The following is a 15,622-nucleotide window of genomic DNA, read 5'->3' as shown; positions in this document are numbered from 1 at the left end:
GCGGACCGGTAGCTACCCCATCAGATAGCGCAACACACCCGCCGAGACCACGCCGATCAGCACCGTCGGCAGCATCGACAGCCGCGTGGCGGCCAGCAGGGTGATCGCCAGTGCGGCCAGGTCGGCGGGCTTGTCGGCGACGAAGTCCGGCGCGATCACCGAGATCAGCACGCAGCCCGGTGCGGCTTCCATCACCGTCACGGCGCGTTTGCTCAACGTGCGGTTGCGCAGCGCGAGGAAGCCGACGATGCGGGTCAGGTAGGTGGCGGCGGCCATCAGCACGATGGTCAGTACCGAAGTCCAGTGGATCAGTCCATTGAAGATCATGCTGCGTCCTCCGCCAGCTGCCAGGCGGCGGCCAGGCCGGCCAGTGCGCCGCTGGCCACGTACCACGCACCTGGCACCAGCAGGTAGGTAGCAGCGGCAACGACCAGGCTGACCAGCCACGGCCGTGCCGCCTTCATGCCCTGCCACATGCCGCGCAGCAGTACCAGGAACACGGCGGGGAAAGCCATGTCGAAGCCGTAGGCATGGATGTCGCCCAGCATCGGACCGACGATCGCGCCCAGCGCGGTACAGGCCACCCAGACGGTATACAGGCCTGCCGACACCCCCAGGTAATAGGCCAGGCTGAAGCCGAGCGCACGGCGGCGCGCATCGGCCACGCCCATCGCCCAGCTTTCGTCGCACATGAAGAACAGCGCCGGCAGCACCCGGCGGCGCGGCAGGTGCTGGAGCAGCGGGGCCAGGCTGGCGCCCATCAGCAGGTGACGGCTGTTGACCAGCGCGGTGATCGCCACGATCAGTGCAATGTGCGGTGGCGAGGTCCACAGTTCGACGGCGGCGAACTCCGAGCCGCCAGCGAAGTTGAGGCCGGTCATCAGCGGCACTTCCAGTGCGCTCAGGCCCTTCTGGGCTGCCTGCGCGCCGAGCACCAGGGCGAAGGGAATGAAGCCGATCATCACCGGCACGGCGGCGCGCAGGCCGCGCAGGAATTCGGCACGCGGCGCGGTATCGCAGGTGTCAGGCAGGGGGAGGGCGGTACGGGCGTCCATCGAACGGCACAACAAGGTGGGGGTGGCCCATGCTAGCGGTCCAATCGCGAAATTGGGTTGCGTTGATGCCACTTGATTCTGGATGATTGATATTTCATGCGGCCAGAAGTGGAAGGGGTGAAATTCCATGCAGTACCAGCTCGACAACCTCGATCGGCGCATCCTCGACGCCCTGCAGCGCGACGGCCGCCTGCAGAACCTGGAGCTGGCCCGTCTGGTCGGGCTGTCGCCGTCGGCCTGCCTGCGCCGGGTGCGGCTGCTGGAGGAAGGCGGCTACATCGACCGCTATGTGGCCTTGTTGAACGAGGCCAAGGTGGGCCGTGGCTTCACGGTGTTCGTGCGGGTATGGCTGCGCGGGCAGGACGAGGACACCACCAACCACTTCATCAACAGCATCAAGTCTTTCCCGGAAGTACTTGAATGCCATCTGATGGCCGGTGACTGCGATTTCCTGCTGCGGGTGGCGGTGGCCGATCTTGATGCCTACCGGCAGTTCCAGATGCAGCACCTGAACCGGATCGCCGGGGTGCAGAACACCAAGACCGAGATACCGATGCAGCGGATCAAGCAGACGACCCAGCTGCCGCTTTGAGGAATGGGTGGTTGCGGCCGGGTTGCACCCGGCACCCGCGGGTAGTGCCGGCCGCTGGCCGGCAATCTCAGGAGCAACAGCCGGAGCAACAGCCGAAGCAACAGCCGAAGCAACAGCCGAAGCAACAGCGTGCATTCCGTGGGATGGCGGGGTCGGTCCGGTTGCAGGGGACGCCGTAAACCCCTCCTTGGGGGCTTGGCCGCGGCATCCATGCCGCGGACGCCCCCGCAACCGGACCCACCCCGCCTTCGACAGATTTCCACGATCTGCCGGAACGGCATGAGCTGCTCTTGGTGGGTGTCGACCTTGATCGACACGTTTGGGTCGGCACGGGCTCTGACCCCTGTGCGCAGATGATCATGTCTGTCCGATTCATTGACTCCTGACGCGTGACTGGCTCCACGGAGCCTGCCTCGACGCCAGGCCGTGGGCGGCGGTCATCGCAATGACATCTGGCACCGGTACGGTTTGAGCCCGCTTGCTGGTCGCGCGCGGGCCGGGGTTCCGGTCGTGGTGCGCGTCCACTGCAGCTGCTGTCGCTGCCGAGGGTCATGTGTTCTACGTCAGGGGGCTGAATGGACACCATGCGGTCAGAACTTGGAAGGTGGCCATCGCCGCATGGCTGCTGCTTTCCTTTGCCGCTGCCGCGCAGGACGGTGTTCATGCCTACGATATCCCCGCGCAGCCGCTGGAACAGGCGGTCGAGCGCTTCAGCGTCATCAGCGGGTGGTCGGTGATGTACCCGGGCGATCTTGCCGCGGGCCGCAGCAGCCATGCGCTGCGCGCCAGCCTGCCGCCGCTGCCTGCCTTGCAGGTGCTGTTGCAGGACTCCGGTATCGAGGCCGAGGTGATCGGCGAGCAGCGTGTGGTGCTGCGCCGGGGGACACCCTCGGCCAGCGAAGCCGGTGTTGGCGCCGAACTTCCCGAGGCCGAACGTCGGCGTCGCTACGGCGGGCTGCAGCAGCGCCTGCGTGCGGCGTTCTGTGACGACCCGGAGATCGCGCCCGGCCGCTATGCCGCGACGCTGCGTTTCCATGTCGACAGCGAAGGCCAGGTGCATGCGCCCGAGCTGTTGTCAGGCAGCGGCAGCGCCCGCCGCGATGCGCGCCTGCTGCAGGCGATGCACGGCCTGGTGCTGGCGACCGAGGCCGCCGCGCTGCCGCAGCCGGTAACGCTGCAGATCCGACCTTCCGGCACCGACCACGACTGTGGCCGGCGCACGCCCCTTCCATGACTTCAAGGATTCGAACATGAGCAACGGTACGGCTGGGGCAGTTGACCTGATGGACCACCTTCTGGGTGCCTACGATGAGCTGAAGCGCCGGTTGGTGCGCAAGCTGGGGTCGGAGGAGCTGGCCGGCGACGCGCTGCAGGACACCTGGATGCGCCTGAGTGCGCGCCGTGACCGTCTGGATGCCGTGCAGAACCCCGCGGCCTACCTGCTGCGCATGGCGATGAATACCGTGATCGACCGCCAACGAGCAGATCACCGCCTGCTGAGCCTGGAGGAGGTGGATACGCTGATGGACATGGCCGACCCTGCACCCGGCCCGGCGCAGGCGGCCGAACTGGACTTCGCGCTGGAAGACATGGTCGGCCTGCTGCAGCGCATGCCCGAGCGCCGTCGCCGCATCCTGCTGGCGATCCGCGTCGATGGCCTGCAGCAGCGCGACGTCGCCGATCACCTTGGCGTGTCTCTGCGGCTGGTGCAGCGTGAGCTGAAGGCGGCCCAGGACTACCTGGCCGAGCGCAGCGGGCGGGGGCGCCAGGTGCGGTTCTGAGCGACGGCATCCGTCTACACTTTGACGCCGAGCAGAACCCCGCAGCGTGCGGGTCCGGCATGAGCCCCCATGGATCCTGACGATCGCCCGCAACGCCCGCTGGATGCCGTCGAGCGTCAGGCCCACGCGTGGGTGGTGCGGCTGACCTCGGGCGAGGCGACCGCCGCCGACGGGCGCAGGTTCCGTACCTGGTGTGAGGCTGACCCGCGCCATCGCGAAGCGTTTGGCCGTGCGCGCCGGCAATGGGAGCAGGTACGCCTGGCCGGCGAGCAGCTGCCCGCGGCCGAGCGTCAACCGGTGGCGCCGACGCCGGCCCAGCGCTGGAGCCGGCGCGCCTTCCTGGGCGCCGCGATTGCCGCCCCGGCCAGCCTGGTAGTGGTGGCGGCGATCCGCCCGCCGCTGGGGCTGTGGCCTTCGGTGACAGCCATGGCGGCCGATTTCCACACCGGCACCGGTGAACGTCTGCAGATCGCGCCCTTGCCACAGCTGAAGATCGAACTGGATACGCAGAGCAGCCTGCGCCGCCGCGCGGACGCGCAGGGCGAAGGCTTCGAGCTGGTGCAGGGCCAGGCCGCGATCGAAACCGGGGCTGGCCTGCGCCTGGCACTGTTCGCGGGCCCGGGTTGCGTGATTGCCGATGAAGGCGCAGTGCGCCTGGATGTGCGCAACACCCACGGCCAGGTACGGGTGACCTGCCTGCAGGGCAGCGCCCGCATCGAGCATCCGCAGGGCCGGCTGCAGCTGCAGGCCGGCCAGCAGACCCACTATGACGAGCGCCTCAGTGGCGTGGTGGCCGAGGCCGTGGCTTCGGAGGTGAGCGCCTGGACCGAAGGCATGCTGGTGTTCCGCCGCGCACCGCTGCGCGAGGTGGTGGACGAGATCAACCGCTACCGGCGTGGCAAGGTGCTGTTGGGTGAATCGGCGTTGGCGCGGGCGCCGGTCAGCGGCCGCTTCCGCATTGATGATCCGGATGCGGCACTGGAGCAGCTTCGACTGACGATGTCGCTGGATCTGCGTCGCTTTCCGGGTGGCATTGCCGTCCTTGGATAGATGAAGACGCTGGCCGTGCGCACCGCGCAGGGCTGTTGCAAGCAAGGAGAAGCCAAGGATGCGCAACGAGACCATCGGTGTGCTGGATCTGCGTCGCAATCTGTCGGCGCTGCTGGAAACCACGCAGCGACGGCCGTTGATGGTGCATCGCTATGGCTCGCCATGGGTGTGCGTGGTGTCCGATGCGCAGTGGCAGCAGCAGGCGGTGCTGCTGGACTTCGATCCGCAGTCGCACCCGCTGGCGATGCTGCTGCGCCTGCAGCAGCAGGTGCTGCCCCTGGCTGAAACCGGGGCACTGCCGCCTGCGGCACTTGCGCGCGCACTGCTGTTGATGGATATGCATGGCATCGACGATCTCGCACAGCTGCACGAGCAGGTGCTGCACCATCGGTTGTGGCATTGGTTCGTGGCGGGCACCCATGGCGTGATGGACGGCTGGCAGCTGCCCGCGGTGCGCATTGCGATGGCGTCATGGTGCGATGACGTGGGCATGACCGATGCACTGGTCGCGTTCGCTGCACGCAGCGACGTGGCGGTACTTGCCCGGCGCTGCGGGGGATCTGCACCGCAACTGCAGCGCGAAGCCTGCAGGCGGATGACGCTGCGATGACGTTGCCGATGAAGCGCCACCCAGCGCACAGAGTTGCTTTCGCGTTGTCGCTTCACCTGCCTTGCTGACGTCTTCTCCAGAGTACGACGCACCACGCGTCGCGGAGCACGGGCGGCGCCGATGGCAGACAGTCGCAGGATCAGCATGCTGGAGCTGGATCGTCACCTGAGCCAGTCACTGGAGCAGGCACGGCATACGCCATTGAACGTGCAGCGCTACGGGCACTCCTGGGTATGGGTGCTGTCCAGTGACGCCTGGGCAGACGCGGCGCGCTGGGCGGCACTGGATGGTAGTGCGCACCCACTGGCGGCGCTGCGAAAAGCCCTCGATCTGCAGCTGCGGCCCTGGCCCGAGGCGGCCATGAGCCCGCTGCCGCTTGATGCAGGCGATGCACGGCTGCTGCAACGCGCGGCCCTGCTGGTGGTCATGCGCGATCTGAACAGTGCCCAGCGCGTGTACGACGACCTGCGCTATCACCAGGCCTATCGGATGTTCATCGGCCTCGATCATGGAACAGCGTGGTCGCCGATGCAGTGCGTGCGCCTGCTGCAGGCCTGTGCGCACCCGTTGCTGCGCGGCTGCATCGACGATGCGCTGGCCAGCGTGCCGCAGCATCTGTTCGAGTCTGCATGTGCACCGGCTGCACGTGTAGCGCCTGCACCGGCACACGCGCAGCGGATTTCCGGCGGATGTTTATCGTACTGACACATGCACCGCTGACCATGGCGCAGCGGTCTCTTCCAGGATGATGAGGGCGGAACAATGGCAAGGCAGGTTCGTGGTCGCAGGGCTCGGCAGCAGGGTTTCAGCCTGATCGAAATCATGGTGGTGGTGGTGATCATCGGCATCCTCGCCGCATTGATCGTGCCGCGGTTGATGGACCGTCCCGACCAGGCGCGCGTGGTGGCGGCGCGCCAGGACATCGCTGCATTGATGCAGGCGTTGAAACTGTTCAAGCTGGACAACGGTCGCTATCCCAGTGCCGAGCAGGGCCTGCAGGCGCTGGTGAAGCCGCCGCAGGGCAGCGGTGGATTGCCGGTAACGCCGTATCTGGATCGCCTGCCCAATGACCCGTGGGGCCATCCGTACCAGTATCAGATACCAGGCACCCACGGCGACATCGATGTGTTCTCGCTGGGTGCGGACAGCAAGCCCGGTGGCGACGCCGGGAATGCGGACATCGGTTCCTGGCAGCTGTGAGGCAGGCCGATGTCAGCCCGGATGCGTTCTGTTTCGAGTGTCCGCCAACGTGGCATGGCGGTGATCGTCGCCCTGCTGGTGGTGGCACTGGTGGCGGTGATTGCCACCGCACTGCTGACCCGGCAGTCGGCCCAGCTGCGTGCGCTGCGTGGCGACCAGCTGCGCGTACAGGTACGCATGGCGGTGGACGCAACGCTGGAGCGTGCGGCACAGCAGCTGCGTGAGGATGTAAAGGAACAGCTGACCACGGTGCGCAGCGGGCGCTGGGCGCGCCCATTGGAGCTGCAGGCGCCGTTGCCGGTGCAGCTGCAGCTGGTCGATGCGCAGTCGATGTTCAACCTGCGCAACCTTCTTGCGCATGGCAGGCCGGACCCCGAGGCGCGGCGCGCGTTCATCGCGTTGTGTGCCGGGCAGGGGCTGGGCCAGGGCGCCTGCGCATCCGCCGCCGACCACATCCAGGCGCGCCTGCGCGATGGCGACATGCAGGCGCAGGCGCCGCTGCCGCGCGAATCACTGATCGAACAAGCGCTACCTGGTGCCGATCCGATGCCGTTGCAGGCGCTGGCGCGGCGTACCGTGGTGTTGCCGGCGCAGACCCTGGTCAACGCCAACACCAGCGACCTGCGCGTCCTGCAGGCGGTGACGCCTGCGGTCGAGCCGGCACGGCTGCAGGCGCTGCTCGGTGAGCGCGATGCTGGCCATTGGCTGCTCAATCGCGGCGACATCGCCAACCGACTCCAACTGAGCAACGAACAGATGGCCGTGCTTCCCCTGGGTATCCATAGCGAATGGTTCCTGGCCGTCGGCCAGGTGCAGGCTGACGGCAGTGCGGTCGATTTTCGCGCGCTGTTGTGGCGCGAATACCGCGACGATGGGGTGCGTGTGCAACGGGTGTGGACGAGGATCGGCGCATGAACGTGCAGCTTCGGGTGCGCCTGCCGGCGCTGGAGCGCCTGCACGCGGACAGCGCGGTGGACTGGGCGCAGCTACACAAGGGCGATGTACTGGCTCACGGTCGCGACACGCTGGCGGCGCTGGGACTGCGGCATCCGCAGGCCGCGGTGCATGCCTGCCTCGATCCGAACGACCTGATCCTGCTGGAGCTGCAGCTGCCGCCGTTGTCCGGGCGCCGCCTGCAGTCGGCGCTGCAGGGTGAGGTGGAGGCGATGCTGCTGGATGACCTGCAGGAGGTGGCGCTGGCCCACGGTGCGCAGGCAGCAGACGGCACGGTTCCGGTGGCCTGGCTTGGCCAGCAGGCCATCGCGCAGGTGCAGCAGATGCTGGCCTCGTGTGCGCTGCGGCTGCAGGCGCTGTATCCGACGCCACTGCTGCTGCCCTGGCAGGACGGCCAGGCCACGCTGCAGGTCAGCGGCGAGCACCTGCTGGTACGCAGCGGGCGCGATCGGGGTTTCGTTCAATGGTATGGCGGACGTGACGCGTGTGCGGTGATGCAGGCGCTGGCCGTGCGCCTGCAACAGGCCGGCGTGCAGGCCGTGCAGTGGATCGATAGTGTGCCGCCGACGTGGCCGGACAGCCTGCCGGCCACCGCCGTCACGCATGAACGGCAGACCTCTGGCCCCTTGCCAGGCTGGTCATTGCCGCTGCCCGGCGCAGGCCGGCAAGCACCGCGACTGGCGATCGGCCTGGCACTGGCAGCAGTGCTGCTGGCTGCACTCGGCCTGCAGCTGCAGGTCTCGCGTTGGCGGATCGAGGGCGAGGCCCTGCAACAGGACATGGCGCGCCAGTTCAGCGCGCGCTTCCCGGAAATCACCGATGTGGTGGACCCGGTGTTGCAGGCAAGGCGAGCACTTGCGGTGCCGCTGCCGGCGCCGCCGTTGCCGCCGCTGCAGCGTCAGGTTGCCAGCACGCTGCAGGCGGTTCCGGAGCTGGCCGGGCAAGTGCGCAGCCTGCATTACCAACCCGGGCAGCTGGACATGGAGCTGGATGCCGATGCCCAGGCATTGGCCGACGATCCGCAGCGGCTTGAGCACTGGCAGCAAGCAGTTCAGGCACAGGGCCTGCGGCTGGCGCGCGAAGCCGGTGGACACCTGCGAGTGAGCGGAGCTGGGCAGTGACGACCCGCACCCTATGGCTGGGCGAGGGGCTGGTGGGCCTGCAGCACCGCTGGCAACGCCTGCCACCGCGCGACCGGCGGATGCTGTGGGTGATGGTGGTGGCGCTGCTGGTGGCGGGCCTGTGGTCGTTGTGGCTGGAGCCACTGCTGAAGCAGCGCACGTATTGGCAGGCCGAGCTGCCGCGGCTGCAGGCGCAGTCCCGCGCACTGGCACCGCTGCTGCGCGCCCGTGAGCGCCAGCAGCTGGCGCAGAGCCAGCACCCGACACTGGCCGGGCTGCGCGATGGCATCAAGACCGCCGGCCTTGCCGCCGGCCTGCATATCGAAGCGCGCGACGGGCGTTGGCACCTGCAGGTGCAGGCAGTGCCCGCCGACGCGCTGTGGAACTGGCTGCTGCCCGTGCTGGCCGATCCGGCCATCGAACTGCAGCAGCTGCAACTGACACGCACAGGGGATGCGAACATGCCGGCGGCACGGATTTCCGGAAACATCGTGATGGTGGCCGCCGCGGGTGCCCATCCATGAGGGCGATGCGTAGCTTTGCCTGCAGTACCGCACTGGCCCTGATCGTGTGCATGGCCCACGCACCGGCGCTGGTACTGGCGCAGGACGCCCGTGATGAGCCGGTGCAGTTGAACCTGGTCGACACCGATATCGGTGGCGTACTGCGCATGGCAGCGCGCTTCACCGGGCGCCAGTTCCTGGTCGATCCACGGGTGACCGGCAAGATGACAGTGGTTTCCGATGGCCCGGTCAGCCGTACCCAGGCCTACCAGTTGCTGCTGGGCGCACTGCGCATGCGCGGCTTCGCCGTGGTCGAGAACGGCGGCGTCAGCCGGGTGGTGCCGCAGGCCGATGCCAAGCTGCTCGGTGGCCGCGTTGGCAGCGGCGGTGCGGGGGGCGAGGTTGCCACGCGCACCTTCGCGCTGCGCTACGAGAACGCGGCCGCGCTGGTGGCGGTGCTGCGGCCGATGATCAGCCCGGACAATCCGATCACTGCCAATCCGGGCAACAACACGCTGGTGATCACCGACTATGCCGATAACCTGGAGCGCATCGCGCGGGTGATCGCCAGCGTGGATACACCGGCCGGCATGGACACCGATGTGGTGAAGCTGCAGCAGGGCATTGCCGTTGACGTCGCGGCGATGGTCGCGCCGCTGCTGGATGCGCAGGGCGCCGAGCCCACCCAGAAGGTGGTGGTGATGGCCGACCCGCGCAGCAACAGCGTGCTGCTGCGGTCCAGCAGTCCCGGCCGCAACCGCCTGGCGCGGCAGCTGGTGGAGAAGCTGGACCGCGCGCAGGACGAGTCCGGCAACCTGCATGTGGTCTACCTGCGCAATGCCCAGGCCAACCAGCTGGCCGGTGTGCTGCGTGGCGTGGTGGCCGGGCAGAGCGATGCACCAGCGATGGGCAGCAATGAAGGCATCACACCACTGCCGGGTGACGCCAACCGTTCCACGCCCGCGCAGCCGTCGCAGCTGCAGCAGGCCAAGACCGGCGGCAACGCGCTGGAATCACAGCGGCTCGACCCGAACCGCCGCGACCCGATCGATGCGGGAAGCACCGGCTTCAGCCAGAACGGCATTTCGGTGCAGGCGGACGTGGCCACCAACACGCTGCTGATCTCGGCGCCGGAACCGGTGTACCGCAACCTGCGGCGGGTGATCGATCAGCTCGACCAGCGCCGTGCACAGGTGCTGGTCGAGAGCCTGATCGTGGAGGTCAACCAGACCGATGCGGCAGAGCTGGGCGTGCAGTGGATGCTGGGCAATGGCCGTACCTTTGGCGGCACCCACTTCGGTGGTGCCACCGGCGGCAGTGGGCTGAGCACCACCGCACGCACCACGCTGGACGTGCTGCCCAAGGATGGCCTGAAGATCGGTGTGATCGACGGCACCATCAATTTGCCCGGTGTCGGCCAGATCCTCAACATGAAAGCGCTGGCCAACGCGCTGCAGAGCAAGGGCGGCGCCAACATCCTGTCCACGCCAAACCTGATGACGCTGGACAACGAAGCGGCCAGCATCATGGTCGGCCAGACCGTGCCGTTCGTCAGCGGCCGCTACGTGACCGACGGTGGTGGCGGCAGCAACAACCCGTTCCAGACCATCGTGCGCGAGGACGTGGGCCTGAAGCTGCGGGTGCGCCCGCAGATCTCCGAGGGCGGCACGGTGAAGCTGGACATCTACCAGGAAGTCAGCAGCATCGACGCGCAGAGCGCGAACAGCACGGCCGGCATCATCACCAACAAGCGCGCCCTGGATACCAGCGTGCTGCTGGACGATGGCCAGATCATGGTGCTGGGTGGCCTGCTGGAAGACAGCGTCAGCCATGGCCGTGATGCGGTGCCGGGGCTGGGAAAGATCCCGGTCCTGGGCGCCTTGTTCCGCAGCGACACGCGCAAGCGCGCCAAGACCAACCTGATGGTGTTCCTGCGCCCGCACGTGGTGCGTGACCCGGCCGCCGGCCAGCGCCTGACCCGCGACCGCTACGACTACATGCGCAACGCGCAGGCGGGCGCGCAGCCGGCACAGAGCTGGGCCTTGCCGGCGCTGTCGGCACCGCAGCTGCCACCGCAGGACCTGTCTGTCCTCGGCCAGGGCAATGCACGCGATGACCAGGGCCAGCCGCTGCAGAACAGCAGCCTGGCGGCGCTGTACCCGTCCGGTGACGGCGATGCGCAGCTGGTGCAGTTCGCGCAGGGGCTGGACCCGGCGCGTGCCAGCCAGGGCGTGGCGCAGGTGCGTGCACTGGGCCTGCAGGCCTATGCCGAAGCGACGCCCGGCGAGAGCGGGCAACGCCTGCGCGTGCGATTGCCGCGCGATCCGGCGACGCTGGACCCTGCGCTGCAGCAGCTGCGCGGGCTGGGCTACACGCCGGAACTGGTGATCGGGCCGTGAGCGCTTCCGCGCCGCTGCCGTACGCCTGGGTGCGCAGCCATGGCGTGATGCTGTCCGAAGTTGGCGGCGAGCCCGTGTTGCTGGGCACCGCCGACACCGCAGCGTGGGCTGTGGCCGAGCTGCGCCGCCGGCATGGCCCGCTGTCGTTCCAGGCGCTGGACGCTGCGACGTGGCAACAGCGGTTGGGTGAGCAGTACCGTGACGGCGGCGATGCCGCTGCCGTGGTGGGTGCCGCCGAAAGCGAAGTCGATCTGGACCGGCTGATGCAGGACATGCCGGAGGTCACCGATCTGCTGGATGCTCAGGACGATGCGCCGGTGATCCGCATGATCAACGCGCTGCTGGCACAGGCCGCACGCGATGGCGCCAGCGATCTGCATATCGAACCGTTCGAGACCCATTCGGTTGTGCGCTACCGCGTGGACGGCACCCTGCGCGACATGGTGCAGCCACGGCGCGCACTGCATGCGGCGCTGGTATCACGCATCAAGATCATGGCGCACCTGGACATTGCCGAGAAGCGCCTGCCGCAGGACGGGCGCATCGCCATCCGCGTGGGCGGGCGGCCGCTGGATATCCGTGTCTCCACGGTGCCGACCGCTCATGGCGAGCGTGCTGTGCTGCGCCTGTTGGAAAAGGATGCCGGTCGCCTGCAGCTGCAGCGCCTCGGCATGGCCGATGACACGCTGGCCACGTTCACCGGGTTGATCCGTCAGCCGCACGGCATCGTGCTGGTCACCGGGCCGACCGGCAGCGGCAAGACCACGTCGCTGTACGCCGCACTGGGCCAGCTCGACAGCAGCACCAGCAACATCCTCACTGTGGAAGACCCGGTGGAGTACGACTTCGCCGGCATCGGCCAGATCCAGGTCAACGCGCGCATCGGCATGAGCTTTGGCACCGCGCTGCGTGCGATCCTGCGCCAGGATCCGGACACCATCATGATCGGTGAGATCCGCGACCTGGAGACCGCGCAGATTGCGGTGCAGTCGTCGCTGACCGGGCATGGCGTGCTGGCCTCGCTGCACACCAACGATGCGATCTCGGCGGTGACCCGCCTGGCTGACATGGGCGTGGAGCCGTTCCTGCTGGCCTCGTCGCTGCGCGGCGTGCTGGCGCAGCGGTTGGTGCGGCGGCTGTGCACGCAGTGCCGTCGTGCCGAGGTGGACGGCGAGGGTCGCACCGTATGGCGCGCGGTGGGCTGCGCGGCCTGCGCCAACAGCGGCTATCGGGGTCGTACCGGCATCCATGAACTGTTCGTGGTCGACGACCGCGTGCGCGCACTGATCCATGAAGGGCAGGGCGAGCCTGCGCTACGCGAGGCGGCCCGGCGGGCCGGCATGCGGACCCTGCGGCAGGATGGCCAGCGCTGGGTCGACAGCGGGGTAACCACGCTGGAAGAGATCCTGCGCGTCACCGGCGACGATTGAGGCCTGCATGGCACTGTTCGACTACCAGGCTGCCAACGCGCAGGGCCGCATCGAAAAGGGCCAGTTGGATGCCGACAGCCCGCGCGGTGCTCGCCAACTGCTGCGCGGGCGCGGGCTGACCCCTGTGCAGGTGAGTGCGGCGCGCAGTGCCGGCAGTGGCTGGGGCGCTCGCCGGTTGTCCGCCAGCGAGTTGGCCTGGGCTACGCGCCAGCTGGCCAGCCTGTTGGCGGCCAGCCTGCCGCTGGAAGGCGCATTGAGTGCGGTGATCGAGCAGGCCGAACGCCCGCACGTGGCCCAGGCGCTCACCGCAGTACGTGCCGACGTGCGTGCCGGTCAGCGCTTGACCGTGGCGCTGGCAGCGCGGCCACGCGATTTTCCGCCGATCTATCGGGCGCTGGTGGGAGCAGGCGAAGACTCCGGCGATCTGGCACGGGTGATGGAGCGCCTGGCCGACTACATCGAAGAACGCAATGCGCTGCAGGCCAAGGTACTGACCGCCTTCATCTACCCAGCGGCGATCAGCCTGGTATCGGTGGCGATCGTGATCTTCCTGCTCAGCTACGTGGTGCCGCAGGTGGTGACCGCGTTCGTGCAGGCGCGGCAGACGCTGCCCATGCTCACGCAGATGATGCTGGGCGCCAGCGCGTTCGTGCGCAGCTGGGGCGTGTGGGCAGGGCTCGGCATCGCTGCGCTGGTGGTGGCCTGGCGGTTGGCCCTGCGCAGGCCCGAGCTGCGCCTGCGCTGGGACGCGATGCTCATGCGGGTGCCGATGGTCGGGCGATTCGTGCTGGGTGTGAACAGTGCGCGCTTCGCCTCGACACTGGCGATCCTGCTGGATGCCGGCGTGCCGCTGCTGCGTGCACTGGAGGCGGCGCGGCAGACCCTGGGCAATGCGCTGCTGGCGCGCTGTGCCGACGATGTGTCCGCGCGCGTGCGCGAAGGTGCCGCGCTGGGTGCTGCGTTGAAGGTACAGAAGGTGTATCCGCCGATCCTGGTGCATCTGGTGGCCAGTGGCGAGAAGACCGGTTCGCTGGCGCCGCTGCTGGATCGCGCCGCGCAGACCATCTCGCGCGAGATCGAGCGTCGCGCGATGGCACTGACTGCGTTGCTGGAGCCAACCATGATCCTGGTGATGGGCGGCGTGGTGCTGACGATCGTGCTGGCGGTGCTGATGCCGATCATGGAAATGAACCAGTTGGTGCAGTGATGCGCAACGCGCATCACAGGTAGAGTCGACTGTTAGTCGACCAGCGCGGAGATCGAGTGCATTCAGATCGTTTCCGCGTGCGAAAAGCAGTCGACTAACAGTCGACTCTCCCCAGTCGATCCCATCGGGTCGATCCCATCAGGTCGATTCAATTCAGTCGATTCAATTCAGTCGATTCAATTCAGTTGATCGGGCGGCGTCGTTGGAATGTGGCATGGGTCGATTCTCCACACAATCCTCCACACCTTTTTTCGATCTTCCACAGGTTTCTTAAGCGGCCTGTCATCGGCGCGGACCAGCATGGACACGTCGCCGCAGAGTGGGCTGGGAGGCCCTCGGCGGCAGCAGGCGTGTAGTGACCGTTCCTCCCTTGGTGTTTCCCTTCGCAGTAAACCCTTCAGGAGAAGATCATGATCAAGTACAAGACCCTGGCCGCGCTGGTTGCCACCGCGCTGCTCGCTACCGTTGGCGCCGCCTCCGCGCAGACCGTTACCGGCGGCGGTGCTTCGCTGCCGGCCGACCTCTACAAGGGTTCGTCCGACAGCATCCTGCCAGCCAACTTCACCTACGCCGTGACCGGTTCGGGCACCGGCAAGAAGGCCTTTCTGGAGAACAACTCGCTGCTGTTCTCGACCACCGGCACCGTGCACTTCGCCGGCAGCGATTCGGTGCTGAGCAGCACCGAGCTGAGCACCTACACCACCAACTTCAACCAGCCGACCAACGCCAACCGCTACGGCGCGCTGATCCAGGTGCCGTCGGTGGCCACGTCGGTCACCATTCCGTTCAACAAGGCCGGTTCGGCGGTGGACCTGAGCGTGGCGCAGATCTGCGGCGTGTTCTCGGGTGCGATCAGCGACTGGTCGACCATCGATGCCAACCGCAGCGGCCCGATCCAGGTGGTGTACCGCCCGGAAAGCAGCGGCACCAGCGAAATGTTCAGCCGCTTCCTGACTGCGGCCTGTGCGGCTGAGAACGCTGGCACCTCGAACCTGGTAGGTGGCAAGTTCGCCATCAAGTCGACCTTCGCCGACCTGTACAAGCGCGATGCCAACGGCAACCTGCCGGCGTTCCTGGTGGCCGCGCCGGCCACCGGTGGCACCTCGCTGTACAACGCTGTCTACGCTGCTGAAGGCCGTATCGGTTACGTTGGCCCGGACGTGATTCCGAGCGTGACCGATGCGACCAAGGTCGCCAAGGTCAAGGGCTTCTCGCCGGATCAGGTGAGTGTGCAGGCCACCCTGGACACCGTCGCTCCGCCGACCGGTACCGCTGCCGAGGACCCCGCCAACTGGGTGCCGGTGTTCGGCAACCCGTCGGCCGGCTATCCGATCGCCGGCTACACCAACCTGGTGATCGGCCAGTGCTACAAGGATTCGAGCGTCGCCACCAGCCTGCGCGGCTTCCTGGCCCGCCACTATCCGGCGACCTACACCGTCGCGTATGAGAAGTCGATCACCGACCACGGCTTCATCCCGCTGACCAAGGCCTGGCGCGATGCGATCCGCAACCGTTTCGTGCTGGCCAGCAGCACTGCCGGCCTGAACAATCCCAGCACCTGCGCCGGCATCGGTCGTCCGCTGTAATCCGCAGCACTGATTGAATCCTGCTTGACCCGACGCCGGCCCCTGGGCCGGCGTCGCCATTTCCGGGACGGTGCCGCCGCCGCAGTGTTTCGCTGTCGGCTTCGTGTCACGTGAACCGTCTATCAGTGGCAGGG

General features: G+C 67.7%; 16 protein-coding genes. 14 read left to right on the top strand and 2 right to left on the bottom strand.

Annotated elements, in window-relative coordinates; translation table 11 throughout:
* Positions 1–12 precede the first annotated feature (12 nt).
* Positions 13–327 (bottom strand): AzlD family protein, encoded by a 315-nt coding sequence (locus tag CKW06_RS13615; RefSeq protein WP_005409898.1) that lies wholly within the window; start codon positions 325–327, stop codon positions 13–15.
* Positions 324–1,055 carry an AzlC family ABC transporter permease gene (locus tag CKW06_RS13610; RefSeq protein WP_038646038.1) on the bottom strand — a complete coding sequence of 244 codons (732 nt, stop codon included), beginning with the start codon at positions 1,053–1,055 and terminating at the stop codon, positions 324–326. Before CKW06_RS13610 ends, CKW06_RS13615 begins: the two co-directional genes overlap by 4 nt.
* Positions 1,056–1,182: 127 nt before the next feature.
* Between CKW06_RS13610 and CKW06_RS13605 the strand changes: the two genes are divergently transcribed.
* From CKW06_RS13605 to CKW06_RS13540, 14 genes are all read left to right on the top strand, one after another.
* Positions 1,183–1,647: an Lrp/AsnC family transcriptional regulator gene (locus CKW06_RS13605; RefSeq protein ID WP_005413654.1), complete on the top strand. Its 465-nt coding sequence runs from the start codon at positions 1,183–1,185 to the stop codon at positions 1,645–1,647.
* Positions 1,648–2,200: 553 nt separating this feature from the next.
* Positions 2,201–2,881: an STN domain-containing protein gene (locus CKW06_RS13600; protein WP_038646034.1), complete on the top strand. Its 681-nt coding sequence runs from the start codon at positions 2,201–2,203 to the stop codon at positions 2,879–2,881.
* A 16-nt stretch (positions 2,882–2,897) separates the two neighbouring features.
* Entirely contained in the window at positions 2,898–3,428 is a 531-nt protein-coding gene (locus CKW06_RS13595; RefSeq protein ID WP_038646494.1) for an RNA polymerase sigma factor, read from the top strand.
* A gap of 69 nt (positions 3,429–3,497) precedes the next feature.
* Entirely contained in the window at positions 3,498–4,478 is a 981-nt protein-coding gene (locus CKW06_RS13590) for a FecR family protein (protein ID WP_038646031.1), read from the top strand.
* 58 nt (positions 4,479–4,536) lie between these two features.
* The gene (locus CKW06_RS13585; protein WP_038646028.1) at positions 4,537–5,088 is read left to right on the top strand and encodes a hypothetical protein; all 552 of its coding nucleotides are present in this window, start codon (positions 4,537–4,539) and stop codon (positions 5,086–5,088) included.
* Between the two features lie 120 nt (positions 5,089–5,208).
* Positions 5,209–5,793, top strand: a complete 585-nt coding sequence (locus CKW06_RS13580) for a hypothetical protein (protein WP_032964911.1) — start codon at positions 5,209–5,211, stop codon at positions 5,791–5,793.
* 57 nt (positions 5,794–5,850) lie between these two features.
* Positions 5,851–6,288 (top strand): type II secretion system major pseudopilin GspG, encoded by a 438-nt coding sequence (gene gspG, locus CKW06_RS13575; protein ID WP_024958831.1) that lies wholly within the window; start codon positions 5,851–5,853, stop codon positions 6,286–6,288.
* Positions 6,289–6,297: 9 nt separating this feature from the next.
* A complete protein-coding gene (gspK, locus tag CKW06_RS13570) occupies positions 6,298–7,203 on the top strand; it encodes a type II secretion system minor pseudopilin GspK (protein WP_038646025.1) in 906 nt (301 codons plus the stop codon).
* Positions 7,200–8,363 carry a type II secretion system protein GspL gene (gene gspL / locus CKW06_RS13565; RefSeq protein ID WP_038646022.1) on the top strand — a complete coding sequence of 388 codons (1,164 nt, stop codon included), beginning with the start codon at positions 7,200–7,202 and terminating at the stop codon, positions 8,361–8,363. Before gspK ends, gspL begins: the two co-directional genes overlap by 4 nt.
* The gene (gene gspM, locus CKW06_RS13560; protein ID WP_038646019.1) at positions 8,360–8,887 is read left to right on the top strand and encodes a type II secretion system protein GspM; all 528 of its coding nucleotides are present in this window, start codon (positions 8,360–8,362) and stop codon (positions 8,885–8,887) included. Before gspL ends, gspM begins: the two co-directional genes overlap by 4 nt.
* Positions 8,884–11,265: a type II secretion system secretin GspD gene (gspD, locus tag CKW06_RS13555; RefSeq protein WP_038646017.1), complete on the top strand. Its 2,382-nt coding sequence runs from the start codon at positions 8,884–8,886 to the stop codon at positions 11,263–11,265. Before gspM ends, gspD begins: the two co-directional genes overlap by 4 nt.
* A complete protein-coding gene (gspE, locus tag CKW06_RS13550; RefSeq protein ID WP_024956494.1) occupies positions 11,262–12,695 on the top strand; it encodes a type II secretion system ATPase GspE in 1,434 nt (477 codons plus the stop codon). Before gspD ends, gspE begins: the two co-directional genes overlap by 4 nt.
* A 7-nt stretch (positions 12,696–12,702) precedes the next feature.
* Positions 12,703–13,902: a type II secretion system inner membrane protein GspF gene (gene gspF, locus CKW06_RS13545; RefSeq protein ID WP_005409884.1), complete on the top strand. Its 1,200-nt coding sequence runs from the start codon at positions 12,703–12,705 to the stop codon at positions 13,900–13,902.
* Between the two features lie 410 nt (positions 13,903–14,312).
* On the top strand, positions 14,313–15,488 hold the full coding sequence (locus tag CKW06_RS13540; RefSeq protein WP_005409883.1) for a substrate-binding domain-containing protein: 1,176 nt from the start codon (positions 14,313–14,315) through the stop codon (positions 15,486–15,488).
* Positions 15,489–15,622: the final 134 nt, after the last annotated feature.

Source organism: Stenotrophomonas maltophilia, assembly GCF_900186865.1.
Taxonomy (GTDB): Bacteria; Pseudomonadota; Gammaproteobacteria; order Xanthomonadales; family Xanthomonadaceae; genus Stenotrophomonas; species Stenotrophomonas maltophilia.
The sequence above is the reverse complement of the archived record's forward strand: the minus strand, read 5'-3'. Positions and strand labels throughout refer to the sequence as shown.